This is a genomic window from Ancylobacter aquaticus (genome assembly GCF_004339465.1).
Taxonomy (GTDB): Bacteria; Pseudomonadota; Alphaproteobacteria; order Rhizobiales; family Xanthobacteraceae; genus Ancylobacter; species Ancylobacter aquaticus.
Window position 1 is genome coordinate 25,994 of the sequence record NZ_SMFY01000002.1, and the last position, 16,530, is coordinate 42,523.

Below are 16,530 nucleotides of genomic sequence, written 5' to 3' on the forward strand. Positions count from 1 at the left end.
GGCCGCAGCGGAATGTGGCGATTTCGCGGTTGCGAAGGACGTAACGATTTATTAAATACTGTTTCAGATCGTGCCGGTATGCAGAGTCGTGCTTCGGTGCATCGTAGTGAACGTATCGTTCCGAGGATCATCATGAATTCCATTCCCGAGCGCTCCTGTTGGGGAGTCGCCCGTTGGGCCGTCGCCGCCTTCCTGGTGGCCATTGCCCTCATTTACCTGTTCGGCGGGTTTCAGGCGGCGCAGCTCGCCGTCGGTTGACCCGGAGGCCTTCGGGCCGGAGGTTTTCTCAGTTGCATGACACGGCTCGGCCCGCATGGCCGGGCCGTTTTCATTTCCGGACCTTGCCGCGCCGCGAGGATCACCGGGATTGATCGCCGCCATCACAGGGCTGCGTTTGCCCTGCATCGCCAAATGATGGAACCTCCCGCCGGACTGGAACAGGGGGTGACGCGGTGCTCAGGCTCATCATCGGAAACAAGAATTATTCCTCGTGGTCGCTGCGGCCGTGGCTGGCGATGACGGCGTTGGGCATTCCCTTCAAGGAAGAGCTAGTGCCGCTCGACGCGCCGGACTTCAAGGATCGCATCCGCGAACGCTCGCCGGCCGGCAAGGTGCCGGTGCTGATCGATGGCGACGCTGTGGTGTGGGAATCGAGCGCCATTCTGGAGCACCTGGCCGAGCGCTTCCCTGACAAGGGCATCTGGCCGGCGGAGCCCGTCGCCCGCGCCTATGCGCGTTCGCTCGCCACCGAGATGCACAACGGCTTCGGAGCGCTGCGCAGCGTGGCGCCGATGAACCTCTGGCGTCCGGTCGAGCCTCGCACCTTTTCCGACGAGGCGATGAAGGATGTTCGCCGCATCGTCCGCCGTTGGGGCGAGGCCCGCGCACGCTTCGGCGCAGGGGGCGATTTCCTGTTCGGAGCCTTTTCCGGCGCCGACGCGATGTATGCGCCGGTCGCAACCCGTTTGCGCACCTATGCCATCGAGATCGACCCGGTGGCCGCCGCCTATGTCGAGGCGCTCCATGCCCATCCCGCTTTCGTGGCATGGAAAGAGGCGGCGCTGAAAGAGACCGGCGCGCTGGCCGAGGACGAAGTCGACTGGCCGGTGGTCAAGCGGGTATAGAGCGCGGGTCGCTCAACGGGCCCCCTGCCATGCCGCTCCACCTGCTCAAACTCTGCGTCGGCGCCGAGTCCATCGAGGATCTCGAAGCGTGGATCGCCGAATCGCTCAAAGCCAAGGCGGCCCGAAGGCTGCCGGTCGAGCAGGCCCACACCACCCGCATGGTGCCGACGCGGACAGAGGAATTGCTGGATGGCGGCTCGCTCTACTGGGTCATCAAGGGCGAGGTGGCCTGTCGGCAGACGCTGACCGGCATCCGGCCTTTCGTGGATGGCGACGGCATCCGCCGCTGCCATCTTGTGCTCGACCCGACCGTCCACCGCGTCGATCCGCGCCCCAACCGGCCGTTCCAGGGCTGGCGCTACTTGGCAGCGAAGGACGCGCCGGCGGACCTTGCCACACTGGGCACCGCGCCAGCGCTGCCGGACGAACTCCGCCGCGAACTGCGCTCGCTGGGGCTTCTCTGACGTACCGAGGGACCCGAACACCCTTTCGCACGTTATTCCCATACGGAACGCGAAAGGACCTTTGCAATGAGCCAGACAAACACTGACGGCATGACCCACACCAACTCGGACGATCACCGCGTGGTCGACAATGGCGAGGTGGTGGTCAAGGCTAACACCGAAGAGCGGCAGGCCGTCGAGGTCAAGCCGATGCGCTACGTGCTCGGGGTTGGCCTTGCGCTGGTCATCCTCGGCATGGTGATTGCCTACGCGGTCATGATCTAGCGCCCGGCGCCTTGCTCAACCGGCACATTGTCGATGAGCCGCGTAACCCCGATGCGGGCGGCGACGAGCAGGCGCACCGGGCCTTCCATGGAGGAGGCGATGGGGGCCAGCGTCTCCGCATGACGCGCCTCGGCATAGTCGAGCTCGAAGCCGGCGGCGATTATCGCCGCGCGGGCCTCGACCATGGCATCAGTGGTGGTGGCTTCCCTGCCTATCCTCAGCGCCGCTGCCGTCAGCGCCCGATGCAGCGCAGGCGCGGCGGCGCGGTCGGCAGCGGACAGAAAGACGTTGCGTGAGGAGAGGGCGAGGCCGTCCGCTTCCCGCACGGTCGGAAAGCCGACAACATCAACCGGCAGGTCGAGATCGCGGGCCATGCGGGCGATCACCTGCAGCTGTTGATAGTCTTTCTCGCCGAAAAGGGCGACATCCGGCAGTGCCTGCATCAGCAGCTTGGTCACGATCGTGGCGACGCCGGCGAAATGGGTCGGGCGAAAATCCGTCTCAAGCCCCAGCGCCGGGCCGGCCAGCGAGATCGTGGTGCAAAATCCCTCGGGATACATTTGCGCGACGTCAGGCACGAAGGCCAGTTCGACGCTGGCGCTCTCCGCCTTGCCGAGATCGGCCTCCAGCGTGCGCGGATAGCGCGACAAATCCTCCGTCGGCGCAAACTGGGTCGGGTTGACGAAGATCGACACGACGACACGGTCCGCCTTCTCCCGCGCGGCGTCCATCAGGGCGACATGACCGGCATGAAGTGCGCCCATGGTCGGCACGAGCGCAACCCGCTCACCCGCCGCCCGCCATTGGCGTACCTGCTCACGCAGCGCGGCGACGGTGTGGACAGTGCGGATAGCGCGAGCGCTCGTCATTTCAATAGCCCCATTCGGTCGGGGCGCGGAAGCTAGCAGAGCCGCCTTGAGCGTCAACCTGCCGCGCGGCGAGGCCCCCGAGGTCAACCCTTGGCGAGTGGGCTGTTCGCCGGGCCATGTCCCCCGCTACACTCGCGCCGAATCCGCATCGGGAACCGCAATGGCCGCCGACAAGACCACACCGACCAAAGGCGCCTCCGGGGCGCCGGCCGCGCTCTCGGCCGATACATCCGCCTTCCTCGCGGAGCTCGAGCAGCGTGCGCCGCTGACCGCCGAGCGGCGCGGGCGTCTCATCTTCGGGCTCGATGCGACCATGAGCCGGGGGCCGACCTGGGATCTCGCCTGCGCCTTGCAGATGGAGATGTTCGAGGAGGCGGCCCGCATCGGCGGGCTCGACATGCAGCTCGTTTATTATCGCGGCCTCAGCGAGTGCCGCGCCTCGCCCTGGATGGGCGACGGGACGAAGCTCGGGGCGCTGATGGCGCGCATTCAGGTTCAGGGCGGGCGGACCCAGATCGGGCGTGTGCTGAACCATGCCGGCATGCAAGCCGCCAAGGGACCTGTCGGCGCGCTGGTGTTCGTGGGCGACGCCATGGAAGAGAATGTCGATGCGCTCTGCGCCGAGGCCGGGCCTCTCGCGTTGCGCGGCGTGCCGGCCTTCATGTTCCAGGAAGGCCCGGACCCCACTGCCGAGCGCGCCTTTCGCGAGATTGCGCGGTTGACCAAGGGTGCCTATTGCCGGTTCGACGCCGGGGCCTCCGCCGAGTTGCGGGCCCTGTTGCGCGCGGCCGCCTCCTATGCCGCAGGCGGAGCGAAGGCGCTGGCAGCCCTGGCGGGCGCCTCGCCGGGCGCGCGCCGGCTTATTTCCGCGATGCAGGATACGCGATGATCAATCTGGTTATCGGGGCGGCGATCGTCGCTCTGCTCTATTATGGGCTGAAGGCGTTCGGTCGTTCCAACCCGGCCATTCTCGCCAAGCTCGGCCGCCGCGTCGGCGGTGGAGCGCTTGTCCTCGTGGCCGGCTTTCTCGGGATGCGCGGTCATATCGAGACGGCATTGCCGCTCGGCATCTTCGGCCTGTCGCTTTTCGGGTGGGACATCCGCAAGGCGTTCACCTCGGCGCGCGCCGAGCCCAGCCAGGGGCGGACCTCGAAGGTGCGGACGGCCTTTCTCCACATGGAACTGGACCATGACAGCGGGCGACTGGGCGGCAAGGTGATCAACGGTCCGCTCAGTGGCGCGGCCCTGGAAACGCTTGACGTGCCGAGCCTTGCGCGTTTCGCGCTCGACGTGGATGTCGAGAGCCGCCAGTTACTCGAAGCTTATCTTGACCGCCGGTCGCCCGGCTGGCGTGAGAACGTGGAGGGACATGCGGGCGGGCGGAGCGCTGACGCGCCGCGCCGCAGCGCGATGACGGAAGAGGAGGCCTACCAGATCCTGGGGCTTCAACCGGGGACGGGGGCGAATGAGATCCGCCAGGCTCACCGATCCCTTATGAAGAAACTCCATCCCGACCAGGGCGGGTCGAACTATCTCGCTGCCCGGGTAAACGAAGCGAAGGATGTCCTGCTCGACCGCCATTGATCCCATCCCCCCGGTTCAGTTGCGGAAGACCATGCAACCGAAGTCGCTGCGCTTGAGGGCCTGGCAGGCCTTGCGGGCAGCGGATTCGGCGTCGAAGCCGGCGAAGCGGGCGCGCACGATTCGGGTGGAGCCCTTGACCGCCTGTTCGGTATACGCGTCGGTCTTGGCAAGCGCGCCACCGGCCTTCTGCTGCGCCTTGGCGATCTGGGCGCGAGCATCGGCCTCGCTGCCGAAGGCGCCGATCTGGATCGCCCATCCCGCACGCGGCGCGGCGGACTGCTCGGCGCTCTCGGCGTCCATGCGGGGAATCTCGATCGGGCCGGCGCTCGCCACCTGAACCTGCTGCTGCTTGATGGCGCGCTGGGCCGGCGCCGCCGCCTGCGTTTCGGTGGCGTCGGAGACGAAGCCATTGGTGAAGGACAGGGTGCCGAGAATGCCCGGCTGGTTGCTGAACGAAGCGACGGGCTCGCTCGGCCGGGCCACGGCCACCGTCTTCACAGCAACCGGCACGATCGGCGCAACAGACCCAACAGGCGGTGCGTTGCGGGCCGGTGCGCTTGCCACCGTTTGAGCCGGGCGGACCTGGGCCGGACGGGCCGGGGAGGGGGCGGGAGTGGGAACCGTAACAACGACGTCCGGACTGGCAACGGCCGACGCCATGGCCACGCGCGGGCTGCCAGTGGGAACCGGAATGGTCTTGGGCTCCGCTTCGGCAGCAAACGCGACGGGCGCGACGGCGTCGTCGGTCGAAGCTCCCTGCGGCGGGCCGCTCATGCGGGCGACCAGCTGACGACCGGACTGGGCTTTGCCGAGATTCTGGTTGAGCAGCGCCACCATCTGGTTGTCGCGCGAGGCTGCGCTCTTGCCGCCCATCACCACCGCGATCACGTAGCGTCCGTTTTTCTTGACGCTGGTGAGCAGGTTGAAGCCGGAGGCGTTGGTGTAGCCGGTCTTGATGCCATCGACGCCTTCGACGCGACCCAGCAGTCGGTTGTGGTTGCGGATGGCGACGCCGCGATACTGGAAGCTACGAATTTCAAAATAGCCGTAATATTTCGGGAAGCGCTCCTGCACGGCACGGCCGAGCGTGGCGAGGTCGCGGGCCGTCGTGACCTGCTCGGCGCTGGGCAGGCCGTTGGGATTCTTGAAGACCGTGCGCGACATTCCGAGCTGGCGGGCGCGGCGCGTCATCAGGTTCGCGAAGCTGGACGAGCTTCCGGAGATGTTTTCGGCGATCACGACGGCAACGTCGTTGGCGGAGCGGGTGACGAGGGCCTGGATCGCATCCTCGACGGAAATGGTCGAACCCGCCTTCACCCCGAGCTTGGACGGCTGCTGCGCGGCGGCATAAGGGGAGACGCGAAGCGGCGTGTTGAGCTTCATGCGGCCGCTCTCCATCTGCTCGAACAGCAGATAGAGCGTCATCACCTTGGTGACGGAAGCCGGATGACGGAGGGCGTCAGCATTTTCGCCGTCGAGAATGCGTCCGGTATTGGCGTCTACGACGATATGGGAATAGCCCCGTTGCCAGTTGCCCGTGCTTGCCACGCTGCGCGTGACGGCCGCCTTGGCGCGCACCGACTTCTTCTTCTTGGACGCGGCTTCCGCCACGCCCGCTCCCAGGAGGGAGACCGCCAGAACTGCCACGGCGGCACGCATGAACGTGGTGCCAACCATTCCCGGAACCCGCATTTGACCGTCCCGTCACTTTTCTGCCGGCTGACGCCGGGAACTCCACACATTCGCCAGGGACGAGGCATCGCACGGCATTTGCTGCCTTTGCGAAGGCCTCGACCGGTTAAGGAACCCTGCCGAACCATCACTTCCCAAATCTTAAAAAGGGCACGGTTACAGAGTCGTAAAGAATGCCATCAACCCTGTTGATATGGCGCGAAGATGGTGCGGGGGCGGAGTGTGGCCGGGCACTATGTTGCGTTGCACAATTTTCCTTGACGTACCGTGGTGCGGCGCATTACAAAAACTCCAGGGAGAATTCCCGGGCGGGCGCGTGCGGCTGATGCGCGACGCGCGTGGCGAAACACCACAGGAGTTGGCTCATGCTGCAGAATTTTGAAGACATCCAGAAGGCCGGCAAGGACAATCTCGAGCTTGCGACGAAGAGCTTCGGCACGGTTTCCAAGGGCGTTCAGGCGATCGCCGTCGAGGTTGCCGACTACTCGAAGAAGTCGTTCGAGGAAGGCACGGCCACCGCTGAGAAGCTGTTCGGCGCCAAGACGCTGGACAAGGCTGTCGAGATTCAGTCGGCCTATTTCAAGAGCGCCTATGAGAGCTTCGTCGCTCAGGCGACCAAGATGGGCGAGCTTTATGCCGACCTCGCCAAGGAAACCTACAAGCCGTATGAGAGCGCCCTTGCCAAGGTCTCCGTCACCAAGTGACGGACGACGACTGATGGGTTGCGACTGACATTCCGGCGCCGGACGTTTCTCCGGTGTCGAGGGTGGCTCGGAACGGGAGTTCGGGCTGTCCATGTGTTTCAAAAGGCCCGGCCCCAGTGCCGGGCCTTTTTCTTTGCGCACGCGCGCGGCCGCTACCCCGTGAATTGCAGCCGCAATGGTGGCCGATCAGCCGCCTGCCTCATGGAATTGTCACCGGAATGCGACAGTCGGTTCCGTTCGGGCCTCTGGCGTGAGCGGGGATGTGTACTTATTATAGCTAGCGAAGGCCGGCTCGCCGGTTGAGGAATGCACGAATGTCCGACCACGCCGAAATTCAGCCGCGTGAGACCATGATGGCCGAAGACGAACGCCGCCGCCGGGGCGACAACGCGCCCGGCACGGCTGTCATCACGCGCACCAAGCCGCAGGTGAAGCGGCCCAATCTCTACCGGGTGCTTCTGGTCAACGACGACTACACGCCAATGGAGTTCGTCGTGCACATACTGGAGCACTTTTTCAGTAAGAATCGGGAGGAAGCCACCCAGATCATGCTGCATGTGCATCAGCATGGCGTGGGGGAATGCGGTACCTTCACCTACGAGGTGGCCGAGACAAAGGTCACGCAGGTGATGGACTTCGCGCGAAAGCACCAGCATCCTTTGCAGTGCGTCATGGAGAAGAAGTGACGCCCCGCGACGGCTAAACGAAGAGGTCCCGATGCCCACCTTCTCCCGAAGCCTCGAACAGTCGCTTCACCGGGCCCTCGCGCTCGCCAATGAGCGCCACCACGAATACGCGACGCTTGAGCACCTGCTGCTGTCGCTGGTTGACGACCAGGACTCGGCGGCGGTGATGCGGGCCTGCAATGTCGACATCGACAAGCTGCGGCGCAATCTCATCGAGTACATCGATACCGAGCTCGACAATCTGGTTCAGGACGCCGGCGAGGATTCCAAGCCGACGGCCGGTTTTCAGCGCGTGATCCAGCGCGCCGTCATCCATGTGCAGTCCTCCGGCCGCGAGGAAGTCACCGGCGCGAACGTGCTCGTGGCGATATTCGCCGAGCGTGAGAGCCATGCGGCCTATTTCCTGCAAGAGCAGGACATGACGCGCTATGATGCCGTCAACTACATCAGCCACGGCATCGCCAAGCGCGCCGGCATGTCGGAAAGTCGACCCGTTCGCGGCGCCGAGGAGGAGACGGAGACGAAGACCGGGGAGGACACCAAGAAGAAGGCCGATGCGCTTGAGGCCTATTGCGTGAACCTCAACAAGAAGGCGCGCGAGGGCAAGATCGACCCGCTGATCGGCCGCGACAGCGAGATCCAGCGCACCATCCAGGTGCTCTGCCGCCGCTCCAAAAACAACCCGCTCTTCGTGGGCGATCCCGGCGTGGGCAAGACCGCCATCGCCGAAGGGCTGGCGCGCCGCATCATCGCCGGCGAGGTGCCCGAGGTTCTCGCGAAGGCTACCGTCTTCTCGCTCGACATGGGCGCGCTGCTCGCCGGCACCCGCTACCGCGGCGATTTCGAGGAGCGCCTCAAGCAGGTGGTCAAGGAGATCGAGGCCTATCCCGACGCCATCATGTTCATCGACGAGATCCATACGGTGATCGGCGCCGGCGCCACTTCGGGCGGGGCCATGGATGCCTCCAATCTGCTCAAGCCTGCCCTTGCGGCGGGCACGCTGCGCTGCATCGGCTCGACCACCTACAAGGAATACCGCCAGTATTTCGAGAAGGACCGTGCGCTGGTCCGCCGCTTCCAGAAGATCGACGTGCCGGAGCCGACGGTGCCGGACGCCATCGAGATCCTGAAGGGGCTGAAGCCCTATTTCGAGGACTACCACCGGCTGCGCTACACCAACGACGCCATCAAGGCGGCGGTGGAACTCTCTGCCCGCTACATCCATGACCGCAAGCTGCCGGACAAGGCGATCGACATCATCGACGAATCGGGTGCGGCGCAGATGCTGCTGCCGGAGGGGCGGCGCAAGAAGATCATCGGCGTGAAGGAGATCGAGGCCACGGTGGCCACTATCGCCCGCATCCCGCCAAAGTCGGTGTCGAAGTCGGATACCGAGATACTCTCCGCGCTGGAGACGACGCTCAAGCGGGTGGTCTACGGGCAGGACAAGGCGATCGAGGCGCTGTCGTCGGCGATCAAGCTGGCGCGGGCGGGCCTACGCGAGCCGGAGAAGCCGATCGGCTCCTACCTGTTCTCGGGTCCCACCGGCGTTGGCAAGACCGAGGTGGCCAAGCAACTGGCCTCCAGCCTCGGTGTCGAGCTGCTGCGCTTCGACATGTCCGAATACATGGAGCGGCACACCATCTCGCGGCTGATCGGCGCGCCTCCCGGTTATGTCGGCTTCGACCAGGGCGGGCTCCTGACCGATGGCATCGACCAGCACCCGCATTGCGTGCTGCTGCTGGACGAGATCGAGAAGGCCCATCCCGACCTGTTCAACATCCTGTTGCAGGTGATGGACCACGGGAAGCTGACCGACCACAACGGCAAGCAGGTGGATTTCCGAAACGTCATTCTCATCATGACGACCAATGCGGGCGCCGCCGACCTGTCGAAGTCGGCCTTCGGCTTCACCCGCACCAAGCGCGAGGGCGACGACGTGGAGGCGATCAACCGGCTGTTCGCGCCGGAATTCCGCAACCGCCTCGACGCGATCATCCCCTTCGCCCATCTCACCAACGAGGTCATCTCGCTGGTGGTGGAAAAGTTCGTGCTGCAGCTTGAGGCGCAACTGGCCGACCGCAACGTCACCATCGAGCTGTCGGACGAAGCAACCGCCTGGCTGGTGGAGCGTGGCTACGACCAGCAGATGGGTGCGCGGCCCATGGGCCGGGTGATCCAGGAGCATATCAAGAAGGCGCTGGCCGACGAGGTGCTGTTCGGTCGGCTGCGCTCGGGTGGCCATGTTCGCGTGGTCCTCAAGACCGATGAGGAGGGCGAGACCTCGCTTGCCTTCGAGTTCCCGGAAGGCCCGATCACGCCCAAGCCGGAGAAGATCGAGCCGCCCAAGGCCAAGCGCGCGCCGCGCCGCAAGGCACCCGCCGCCAAGGCCAAGAAGCCGGCCGCGACGGCGAGCCGTGCCAAGCCCGGCTCCTCGAAGGTGCCGAAGGTGCCGCTGGTCAAGGCCTGATCCCGTCCGGCTCATCGCCGGAACCCGAACTGAGGAATCGCCCGCGACGCTGTCGCGGGCGATTTCGTGTCAATTTCCGTGCGGCGGTATCGTGGGCCGGGGCGGAGTACGGTCATGGCAGCCATGCGGCACGTGGCGCGTCGTTCTGCTTGACGGGCAGGGGGGCCCCGCCGCAGAACGCCGGCGCGAGTTCACATGAATGCCCTCCCGGATTCTCATCCCGACGACCCCGCCCGCCCGGCGCGCTGGTTTGCGCGCGGGATGCGCGCCGCCGTGTCGACGCCCGGTCTTGTACTGGTGGCGACCTTCATCGGCTTTGGCGGGCTGCTCCATGATCTCGGCTTTCCCGTCCTCGCCGGCATCCTCTCGACGCTGCTGGTCTGGGCGCTGCCGGCGCAGGTGATTCTGGTCGGCGGCCTCGCGGCCGGGGCGTCGTTGCCGGCCCTGGCGGTGGCGGTGTGTCTTTCCGGCGTGCGGCTTCTGCCCATGGTGGTGTCGCTGATGCCGCTGATGCGCGGCCCTCGCCCGAGGCTGCTGAGCGAACTCGTCTGCGCCCATTTCGTCGCTGTCACCCTGTGGGCCGAGGGCTTCCGGCTGCTGCCCAAGGTGGCGCTGGAGGGGCGTCCTTCCTATGCCGTCGGGCTCGGTTGCGGCCTCACCGCGCTCAGCATGACGGGCACGGCGATCGGCTTCTATCTCACCGGCGCCCTCCCGGGCCCGCTCGCAGTGGCTCTGCTCCTGCTAACGCCGATTTCCTTCGCCATCCTTCTGGTGCGCAACGCGCGCCAGCCGGTCGACTGGCTCGCCATCGGCCTCGGAACCGCAATCTCGCCGCTGGTCGCCAACTCGCCGGGCGGGCTCGACCTGTTCTGGGCAGGCGTGGGTGGCGGGACGCTGGCCTTTTTCATCGCCCGCTATCTGCCCGGGCGTCGGGCATGAGCTTTTACTCCACCGAACTTGGCGCCATGCTCGTGGTGATCTTCATCGGCTTCCTGCCGAACGAGGTCTGGCGCGTGCTCGGCGTGCTGTTCGGCCGGCGAATTGATCCCGGTAGCGCGTGGATGCAATGGGTGCAGGCGGTGGCGACGGCGCTGCTGGCGGCTGTGGTGGCGCGGCTTCTGCTGGTGCCGAGCGGCGCGCTGGTCGCTCTGCCGCTCTGGCTGCGCGTCGGCGCCGTGGGAAGCGGCATTGCCGGCTTCCTCATCCTGCGCCGCTCTGTCCTCGCCGGCGTGCTCGTCGCCGAGGCGGTGCTGGTGGCGGGTGCCTGGTGGCTCGGCGTCAGCCCGTAAGCGCCGCCTTCAGCCGCGCCGCCTGCTCGGCCAGCACGTCGGGCGCTTCATTATAGGACAGCGGCGCCGGCAGCTCGACGCCGGCATGGCGCGGAATGACGTGGACATGCAGGTGGAACACCTCCTGCCCGCCGGCCTTCTCATTGTGCTGGGTGAGGGTGATGCCTTCCGCCGCAAACACCTTCATCTGCGCCTGCCCGATGCGCTGCGCCACCGCCATGACGGCGGCGAGGTCGCCGGCGTCCACATCCAGCAGGTTGCGCGCCGGCGCCTTGGGAATGACCAGCGTGTGTCCCGCCGCGCGCGGCATGATGTCGAGGAAAGCGAGGACACGGTCGTCCTCATAGACCTTGTGAGCGGGAATTTCCCCGCGCAGGATCTTCGCGAAGATATTGCCGGGATCGTAAGCCATGGGTTCCTCCCTGTCGGCCTGACCTGATCGCAAGCCGCCACGCGCGGGTCAAGGCTCGTCGGCGTGCTCACCCAAAACCTGCTGGCGGAAGGGGCCGAGTTCGCTCAGTTCGGCGCCGGCCTCGGCGACATAGCGGCGCTCGCGCTCCAAATAATGGGCGACGGCGGAGCGGAATTGCGGATCGGCGATGTAGTGCGCCGAGCGGGTGATGACCGGCATGTAGCCGCGCGCCAGCTTGTGCTCGCCCTGTGCCCCGGCCTCCACCGTTGAAAGCCCGTGGGCGATGGCGAAGTCGATGGCCTGATGGTAGCAGACCTCGAAATGCAGGAAGGGGTGATGCTCAATAGCGCCCCAATGGCGGCCATAGAGCGTATCCCCGCCGATGAAGTTGATCGCCCCGGCGATCCAGTGCCCGGCGCGCTTCGCCATGACCAGCAGGATGCGTTCGGGCATGCGCTCGCCGATCAGCGAATAGAAGGCGCGGGTGAGATAAGGACGGCCCCATTTGCGCGAGCCGGTCTCCCTGTAGAAGCCGTAGAACGCCTCCCACACGTCCTCGGTCAGGTCGGAGCCGGTGAGCCAATGGATGGTGATGCCGTCCTCCAGCGCCTCCCGCCTTTCGCGGCGGATCTGCTTGCGCTTGCGGGAGGCGAGGGCGTCGAGAAAGTCCTCGAAATCGGCATAGCCCTGATTGCGCCAGTGGAATTGCTGGTCGGTGCGCGGCAGGAACGCCTCCGCCTCCAGCGTTCCGGCATCCGCCTCGGTGAGGAAGGTGGCGTGCACCGAGGAGACCTTGCGCAGCTTCGCCAGCGCCACGAGCCCGCCTGCCAATGCCGCGCGCACGGTGCCGGCCTGTGGCCCGGCGCCTGCCAGAAGGCGCGGGCCGGTGGCCGGGGTGAAGGGCACGCTGACCTGCAACTTGGGGTAATAACGCCCGCCCGCCCGCTCGAAGGCCTCCGCCCAGCCATGGTCGAACACATATTCACCCTGCGAGTGGGACTTCAGATAAGCGGGGCAGACGCCCATCACCTCGCCTTCTTCCCCCTCCAGGACAAGGTGCTGTGGCAGCCAGCCCGTCGCCGCGCAGACCGAACCCGATTCCTCCAGTGCGCAGAGGAAAGCGTGACTTACGAAGGGATTATACGTGTCTTTTGAATCGGCCTGCGAAGCGGAGGCGCCGGCACAGGCATCCCAGGCGTCGGCTGCGAGCGAACGGATGTCGCTCTCGACGCGCAGACGGAAGGTTTCGTCGGACATGCAGAAGGGCTCGCGGCGTAGGCTTGGCAGGCGTCGATCGGCGGAACGGGTTCACAGTCCCGGTTTCTATTTTGCGCCGCACACAGTCTTGGCGGAAGGCCGCTCACGCAATCGCGAAGGCGGCGCCGGTCAGGGCAGGAAGCCCTCGAAAATCATCTGGTCGGCATGAAGCGCCGCCACGGCACGGTCTTCCGGCGTCCGCACCGTCCAGGCGAGGACGGGCAAGGGTGCGCCGGCACGTGCCCGGTCGACGGCGGCGGAGGGCAGTTCCTTCACGTAGTGGGCGATGAAGTCGGGCCGCGTGCGCGGCAGGTGCAGCAGGTTGCCCCATTCGTGCCGGGTGTCGGCGCTGAGGATGCCCCATTCGGGATCGTCGTAAAGGTGCTCCATGGTGATGCCGCGCGGGATGTGGGGCGCCAGGGTTCGCACCGCGGCCACCAGATCGGGATCGAAGGACATCAGCGCCGCCGGCCCGTCATAGCCGGCGAGCACAGCCACGGCACGGGCGGCCACCGCTGTGTCGCCATCGAAACGGCTCTTCAGTTCGATAATGAGCGGCACGCGCCCGGCGATGCGGGCGAGCAGGTCGTCAAGCGTCATCATCCGGTCGGTCGTGCCGCGCATCTCTGCGGCCTTGAGTTGCGCGGCGGAAAGCGCCTTCGCCGGCCCCTCCGCGAGAGTCAGCCGCTCCAGCGTGTCGTCGTGAAACACCATCGCTTCGCCATCGGCGGAGAGCTGGATGTCCACCTCGATGGCGTAATCACGCGCCAGCGCGGCGTCGACCGCCGAGGGCGTGTTCTCGATCACACCGCGCGCGGCGTCGTGCAGCGCGCGGTGGGCGATCGGCCGGGCGGTGAGCCAGGCCGGCGCGTTGGGGGCGGGGGCGTCGGCCATTGGCGTGGCCTCAGGCTATCTCGATGACGGCCTCGACCTCGACACTGACATTGAACGGCAGTTGGGCGACGCCGACGGCCGAGCGCGCATGCCGCCCGGCATCGCCGAACGCCTCGACGAACAGGTCGGAGCAGCCATTGACCACCTTGGGCTGGTCGGTGAAATCAGGCGCCGAATTGACGAATCCCACCAGCTTCACCACCCGCTTCACCCGGTCGAGATCGCCGAGCGCCGCCTTGATCTGGGCGATGAGGTTGATCGCGCACTGGCGGGCAGCGGCGCGCCCGGCCTCGATGTCGGCCTCGCCCGCGAGCTTTCCGGTCATCAAGCTGCCATTGGCCATGGAAATCTGGCCGGAGATCCACAGAAGGTTGCCGCTGATGACGAAGGGCACGTAATTCGCCGCAGGGGCGCTGGCCTCGGGGAGGGTGATGCCGAGGGCCGCGAGCTTGGCCTCAACCGTTCCGGTCATGGGGATCTCCTGCTATCTTGAGCGAGCACGCCCGTCCGGCATGCGGCGGCGGCCAATGAGCGGCAATCGACCTGCAATTGCCATCTTCGACGGGTCATGTTTGGCGGATCGGTTCGCCATTCGCAAGCTGCGTCTGACGTCTGCGAGGAGCCCTTTGCCTATGCCATCCGCATCTTCCACTCGCCTTGTTGTTACCGCCCTTCTGCTCGGCGCGTCCGCCCTTCCGGCCATGGCGATCCAGCTTTCGCCGCACCGTGCCACCTATGCGGTCTCGCTCGACGCCTCCAAATCCGGAACCCGCATCAACGGTGCCGAGGGGCGCATCGTCTACGAGATGCGCGGCAGTGCCTGCGACGGGTATTCGGTCCAGCTGCGGCAGGACACGGCTCTTGCGACCGAGGGGGGACGGGTCAACAGCGAGGTGACGACGGCCACCTGGGAGGATGGCGAAGGCAAGTCCTACCGCTTCCGCGTCACCAACAGGGTCAATGGCGAAACCTCTGAGGAGGCCGACGGCGTGGCCGAACGCAAGGAGGGGGACCTGACGGTGATGGCAACCAAGCCGGAAGAGCGCACCCTCGCGCTCGGCAAGAACATCCTGCTGCCGACACAGCACGTGCTTCGCCTTATCCGCAGTGCGGAAAGCGGCGAGGCGGTGCTGGAGGCGCCTGTTTTCGATGGCTCGCCCGACGCCAGGAAGGTCTACGACACGCTGGCGGTCATTGGCCGCGAGACCCGCGACGCCAAGGGGCTGGAAGACGCCGCGACCGCCGGCGACCTTGCCGGGCGCCCGCGCTTTCCCGTGACCATCAGCTATTACGAGCGCGGTGGCTCCAGCGAGACGCCGGACTACGTCATCAGCTTCGACATGTTCGACAATGGCGTGAGCCGTAAGCTGACGCTCGACTATGGCGAGTTCGCGCTGAACGGCACGCTCATTTCCTACGAGGCGTTGGCGAAGGAAGACTGCGCGAAATAGGCGTGGCGGAGGCCTCTCCGCCGCTGGCGTTGGCTCCCGATGGCCCGTCGTCGGGCCGGTTGCGGTGTGGCTGCTCGGGCTCCCGCCGGCGCGGCGCGTCGAGCGCGATCCCGCGGTCGATGATCTCTTTGCCGAAGCGCGCCCTCAGCGCGTCGGTCGCCAGTTCCGCCAGGCCGCGCTTGGTGGCGGAGGTGTCGACGAGGTCCGCCGGGTCCGCCAGCACCGGGTCGGCGAGTTCGGAAACACCCACGCCGATCAGCCGGAAGCGCCGGCCGTCCGTCTCGCGGGCGAGCAGTTCGCGGGCATGGTCGAAAATGCGGTGGGCGAGCCGCGTCGGGTCCTCCAGCGAGCGGGCGCGGGTGACGAGGCGGAAATCGGACGTCTTCAGCTTCAGCGTGACGGTGCGGCCGGCGAGGTCGGCGGCCTTCAGCCGGTCGGAGAGCTTGCGGGTGAGCCGGTACAGTTCCTGCTCCAGCGTCCGGTAATCGGCAATATCGGTGTCGAAGGTGGTCTCGGTCGAGACGCTCTTGGTCTCGCGCTCCGGGTTCACCATTCGGCTGTCGACGCCGCGCGCGAGGCGCCACAGCCGCAATCCCTCATTGCCGAAGCGGCGGGCCAGAGCCGTCTCGTCGGCCGCCTGTAGGTCGGCGATGGTCCGGTAGCCCTCGCGGGCGAGGCGCTCCTGCGTCGCCTTGCCGACGCCCCAGATCGCGCCGACGCTGTGCGGCGCGAGGAACGCCACCGCCTCCTGCGTGCCGATCACCGCGAAGCCGCGCGGCTTGTCGAGCTCGGAGGCCATCTTGGCGAGGAATTTGTTGGGCGCGAGACCGACCGAGATTGTCACGCCGATGTCGGTCTCGACCGCGCGGGCAAGCCGGGCCAGTGCCCGCGCCGGGCTTTCTCCATGCAGCAGCTCGGTGCCGGCGAGGTCCAAGAAGGCCTCGTCGATGGAGAGCGGCTCGACCAGCGGCGTCAGGCGCAGGAAGCGCTCGCGGATCTGGCGGCCGACAGCGACATATTTCGCCATGCTCGGCTTGATCACCACCGCCTCCGGGCAGAGGGCGAGAGCCTTGAACATCGGCATGGCCGAGCGAACGCCCTTCACGCGGGCGAGGTAGCAGGCCGTCGACACCACGCCGCGCTTGCCGCCGCCGATGATGACAGGCACGTCGCGCAGCGCCGGGTCGTCGCGCTTCTCCACAGAGGCGTAGAAGGCGTCGCAATCAATATGGGCGACGTGCAGCGTGTCGAGCTCGGCATGGCGCAGCAGGCGCGGACTGCCGCAGCGGGCGCAGCGGCGTTCCTCGCCGGCCTCGCTCAGGCAGTCGCGGCAGAAGGCCGGCAGGCGCGCCATGCTCGTGCTCCGTGGC

The 16,530-nt window shown here is 66.5% G+C and carries 19 protein-coding genes; 12 read left to right on the forward strand and 7 right to left on the reverse strand.

The annotated features are described in order from the left end of the window. Window positions 1-132: 132 nt before the first annotated feature. From EV667_RS23065 to EV667_RS09530, 4 genes are all read left to right on the forward strand, one after another. Window positions 133-258 (forward strand): DUF5056 domain-containing protein, encoded by a 126-nt coding sequence (locus EV667_RS23065; RefSeq protein ID WP_165901581.1) that lies wholly within the window; start codon window positions 133-135, stop codon window positions 256-258. 194 nt (window positions 259-452) lie between these two features. Beyond that, on the forward strand, window positions 453-1,124 hold the full coding sequence (locus tag EV667_RS09520) for a glutathione S-transferase family protein (RefSeq protein ID WP_131835129.1): 672 nt from the start codon (window positions 453-455) through the stop codon (window positions 1,122-1,124). Window positions 1,125-1,153: 29 nt separating this feature from the next. Then, window positions 1,154-1,588: a DUF1489 family protein gene (locus EV667_RS09525; protein ID WP_131835130.1), complete on the forward strand. Its 435-nt coding sequence runs from the start codon at window positions 1,154-1,156 to the stop codon at window positions 1,586-1,588. Window positions 1,589-1,654: 66 nt separating this feature from the next. Then, window positions 1,655-1,852, forward strand: coding sequence for a hypothetical protein (locus tag EV667_RS09530; protein ID WP_131835131.1), 198 nt, complete (start codon window positions 1,655-1,657; stop codon window positions 1,850-1,852). Here EV667_RS09530 and panC read toward each other — a convergent pair. After that, window positions 1,849-2,721 (reverse strand): pantoate--beta-alanine ligase, encoded by an 873-nt coding sequence (gene panC / locus EV667_RS09535; protein WP_131835132.1) that lies wholly within the window; start codon window positions 2,719-2,721, stop codon window positions 1,849-1,851. The genes EV667_RS09530 and panC overlap by 4 nt on opposite strands. A 160-nt stretch (window positions 2,722-2,881) precedes the next feature. On the opposite strand from panC, the gene EV667_RS09540 reads away from it, so the two are divergent. Beyond that, window positions 2,882-3,610, forward strand: coding sequence for a VWA domain-containing protein (locus EV667_RS09540; RefSeq protein ID WP_131835133.1), 729 nt, complete (start codon window positions 2,882-2,884; stop codon window positions 3,608-3,610). Further along, window positions 3,607-4,305, forward strand: coding sequence for a DnaJ domain-containing protein (locus EV667_RS09545; protein ID WP_131835134.1), 699 nt, complete (start codon window positions 3,607-3,609; stop codon window positions 4,303-4,305). Before EV667_RS09540 ends, EV667_RS09545 begins: the two co-directional genes overlap by 4 nt. Before the next feature lie 15 nt (window positions 4,306-4,320). On the opposite strand, the gene EV667_RS09550 is transcribed toward EV667_RS09545, so the two are convergent. Beyond that, complete coding sequence (locus tag EV667_RS09550) at window positions 4,321-5,982, reverse strand: D-alanyl-D-alanine carboxypeptidase family protein (protein ID WP_131835135.1); 1,662 nt, start codon at window positions 5,980-5,982, stop codon at window positions 4,321-4,323. Window positions 5,983-6,362: 380 nt separating this feature from the next. Here EV667_RS09550 and EV667_RS09555 point away from each other — a divergent pair, with 380 nt between their 5' ends. The 5 genes from EV667_RS09555 (at window position 6,363) to EV667_RS09575 (ending at window position 11,146) form a co-directional block, all read left to right on the forward strand. Further along, window positions 6,363-6,701 carry a phasin family protein gene (locus EV667_RS09555; RefSeq protein ID WP_131835136.1) on the forward strand — a complete coding sequence of 113 codons (339 nt, stop codon included), beginning with the start codon at window positions 6,363-6,365 and terminating at the stop codon, window positions 6,699-6,701. Window positions 6,702-7,015: 314 nt separating this feature from the next. Then, window positions 7,016-7,387 carry an ATP-dependent Clp protease adapter ClpS gene (clpS, locus tag EV667_RS09560; RefSeq protein ID WP_131835137.1) on the forward strand — a complete coding sequence of 124 codons (372 nt, stop codon included), beginning with the start codon at window positions 7,016-7,018 and terminating at the stop codon, window positions 7,385-7,387. A gap of 31 nt (window positions 7,388-7,418) precedes the next feature. Continuing rightward, window positions 7,419-9,857, forward strand: coding sequence for an ATP-dependent Clp protease ATP-binding subunit ClpA (gene clpA / locus EV667_RS09565; RefSeq protein ID WP_131835138.1), 2,439 nt, complete (start codon window positions 7,419-7,421; stop codon window positions 9,855-9,857). Window positions 9,858-10,052: 195 nt separating this feature from the next. After that, window positions 10,053-10,796: an AzlC family ABC transporter permease gene (locus EV667_RS09570; protein WP_245516091.1), complete on the forward strand. Its 744-nt coding sequence runs from the start codon at window positions 10,053-10,055 to the stop codon at window positions 10,794-10,796. After that, window positions 10,793-11,146, forward strand: coding sequence for an AzlD domain-containing protein (locus EV667_RS09575; RefSeq protein WP_131835139.1), 354 nt, complete (start codon window positions 10,793-10,795; stop codon window positions 11,144-11,146). The genes EV667_RS09570 and EV667_RS09575 overlap by 4 nt, the downstream gene beginning before the upstream one ends. Here the strand turns inward: EV667_RS09575 and EV667_RS09580 are convergent. The 4 genes from EV667_RS09580 to EV667_RS09595 form a co-directional block, all read right to left on the reverse strand. Further along, complete coding sequence (locus tag EV667_RS09580; RefSeq protein WP_131835140.1) at window positions 11,136-11,558, reverse strand: HIT family protein; 423 nt, start codon at window positions 11,556-11,558, stop codon at window positions 11,136-11,138. The two genes, EV667_RS09575 and EV667_RS09580, sit on opposite strands and share 11 nt — an antisense overlap. A gap of 48 nt (window positions 11,559-11,606) precedes the next feature. Then, on the reverse strand, window positions 11,607-12,815 hold the full coding sequence (locus EV667_RS09585; RefSeq protein WP_131835141.1) for a GNAT family N-acetyltransferase: 1,209 nt from the start codon (window positions 12,813-12,815) through the stop codon (window positions 11,607-11,609). A 129-nt stretch (window positions 12,816-12,944) separates the two neighbouring features. After that, window positions 12,945-13,709, reverse strand: coding sequence for a glycerophosphodiester phosphodiesterase family protein (locus EV667_RS09590; RefSeq protein WP_131835142.1), 765 nt, complete (start codon window positions 13,707-13,709; stop codon window positions 12,945-12,947). A gap of 10 nt (window positions 13,710-13,719) precedes the next feature. Next, on the reverse strand, window positions 13,720-14,181 hold the full coding sequence (locus tag EV667_RS09595; protein WP_131835143.1) for a RidA family protein: 462 nt from the start codon (window positions 14,179-14,181) through the stop codon (window positions 13,720-13,722). 160 nt (window positions 14,182-14,341) lie between these two features. Between EV667_RS09595 and EV667_RS09600 the strand changes: the two genes are divergently transcribed. Beyond that, the gene (locus EV667_RS09600; RefSeq protein WP_131835144.1) at window positions 14,342-15,160 is read left to right on the forward strand and encodes a cell envelope integrity EipB family protein; all 819 of its coding nucleotides are present in this window, start codon (window positions 14,342-14,344) and stop codon (window positions 15,158-15,160) included. Here the strand turns inward: EV667_RS09600 and EV667_RS09605 are convergent. Further along, window positions 15,117-16,514 (reverse strand): DNA polymerase IV, encoded by a 1,398-nt coding sequence (locus EV667_RS09605; protein WP_131835145.1) that lies wholly within the window; start codon window positions 16,512-16,514, stop codon window positions 15,117-15,119. The genes EV667_RS09600 and EV667_RS09605 overlap by 44 nt on opposite strands. Window positions 16,515-16,530 lie beyond the last annotated feature (16 nt).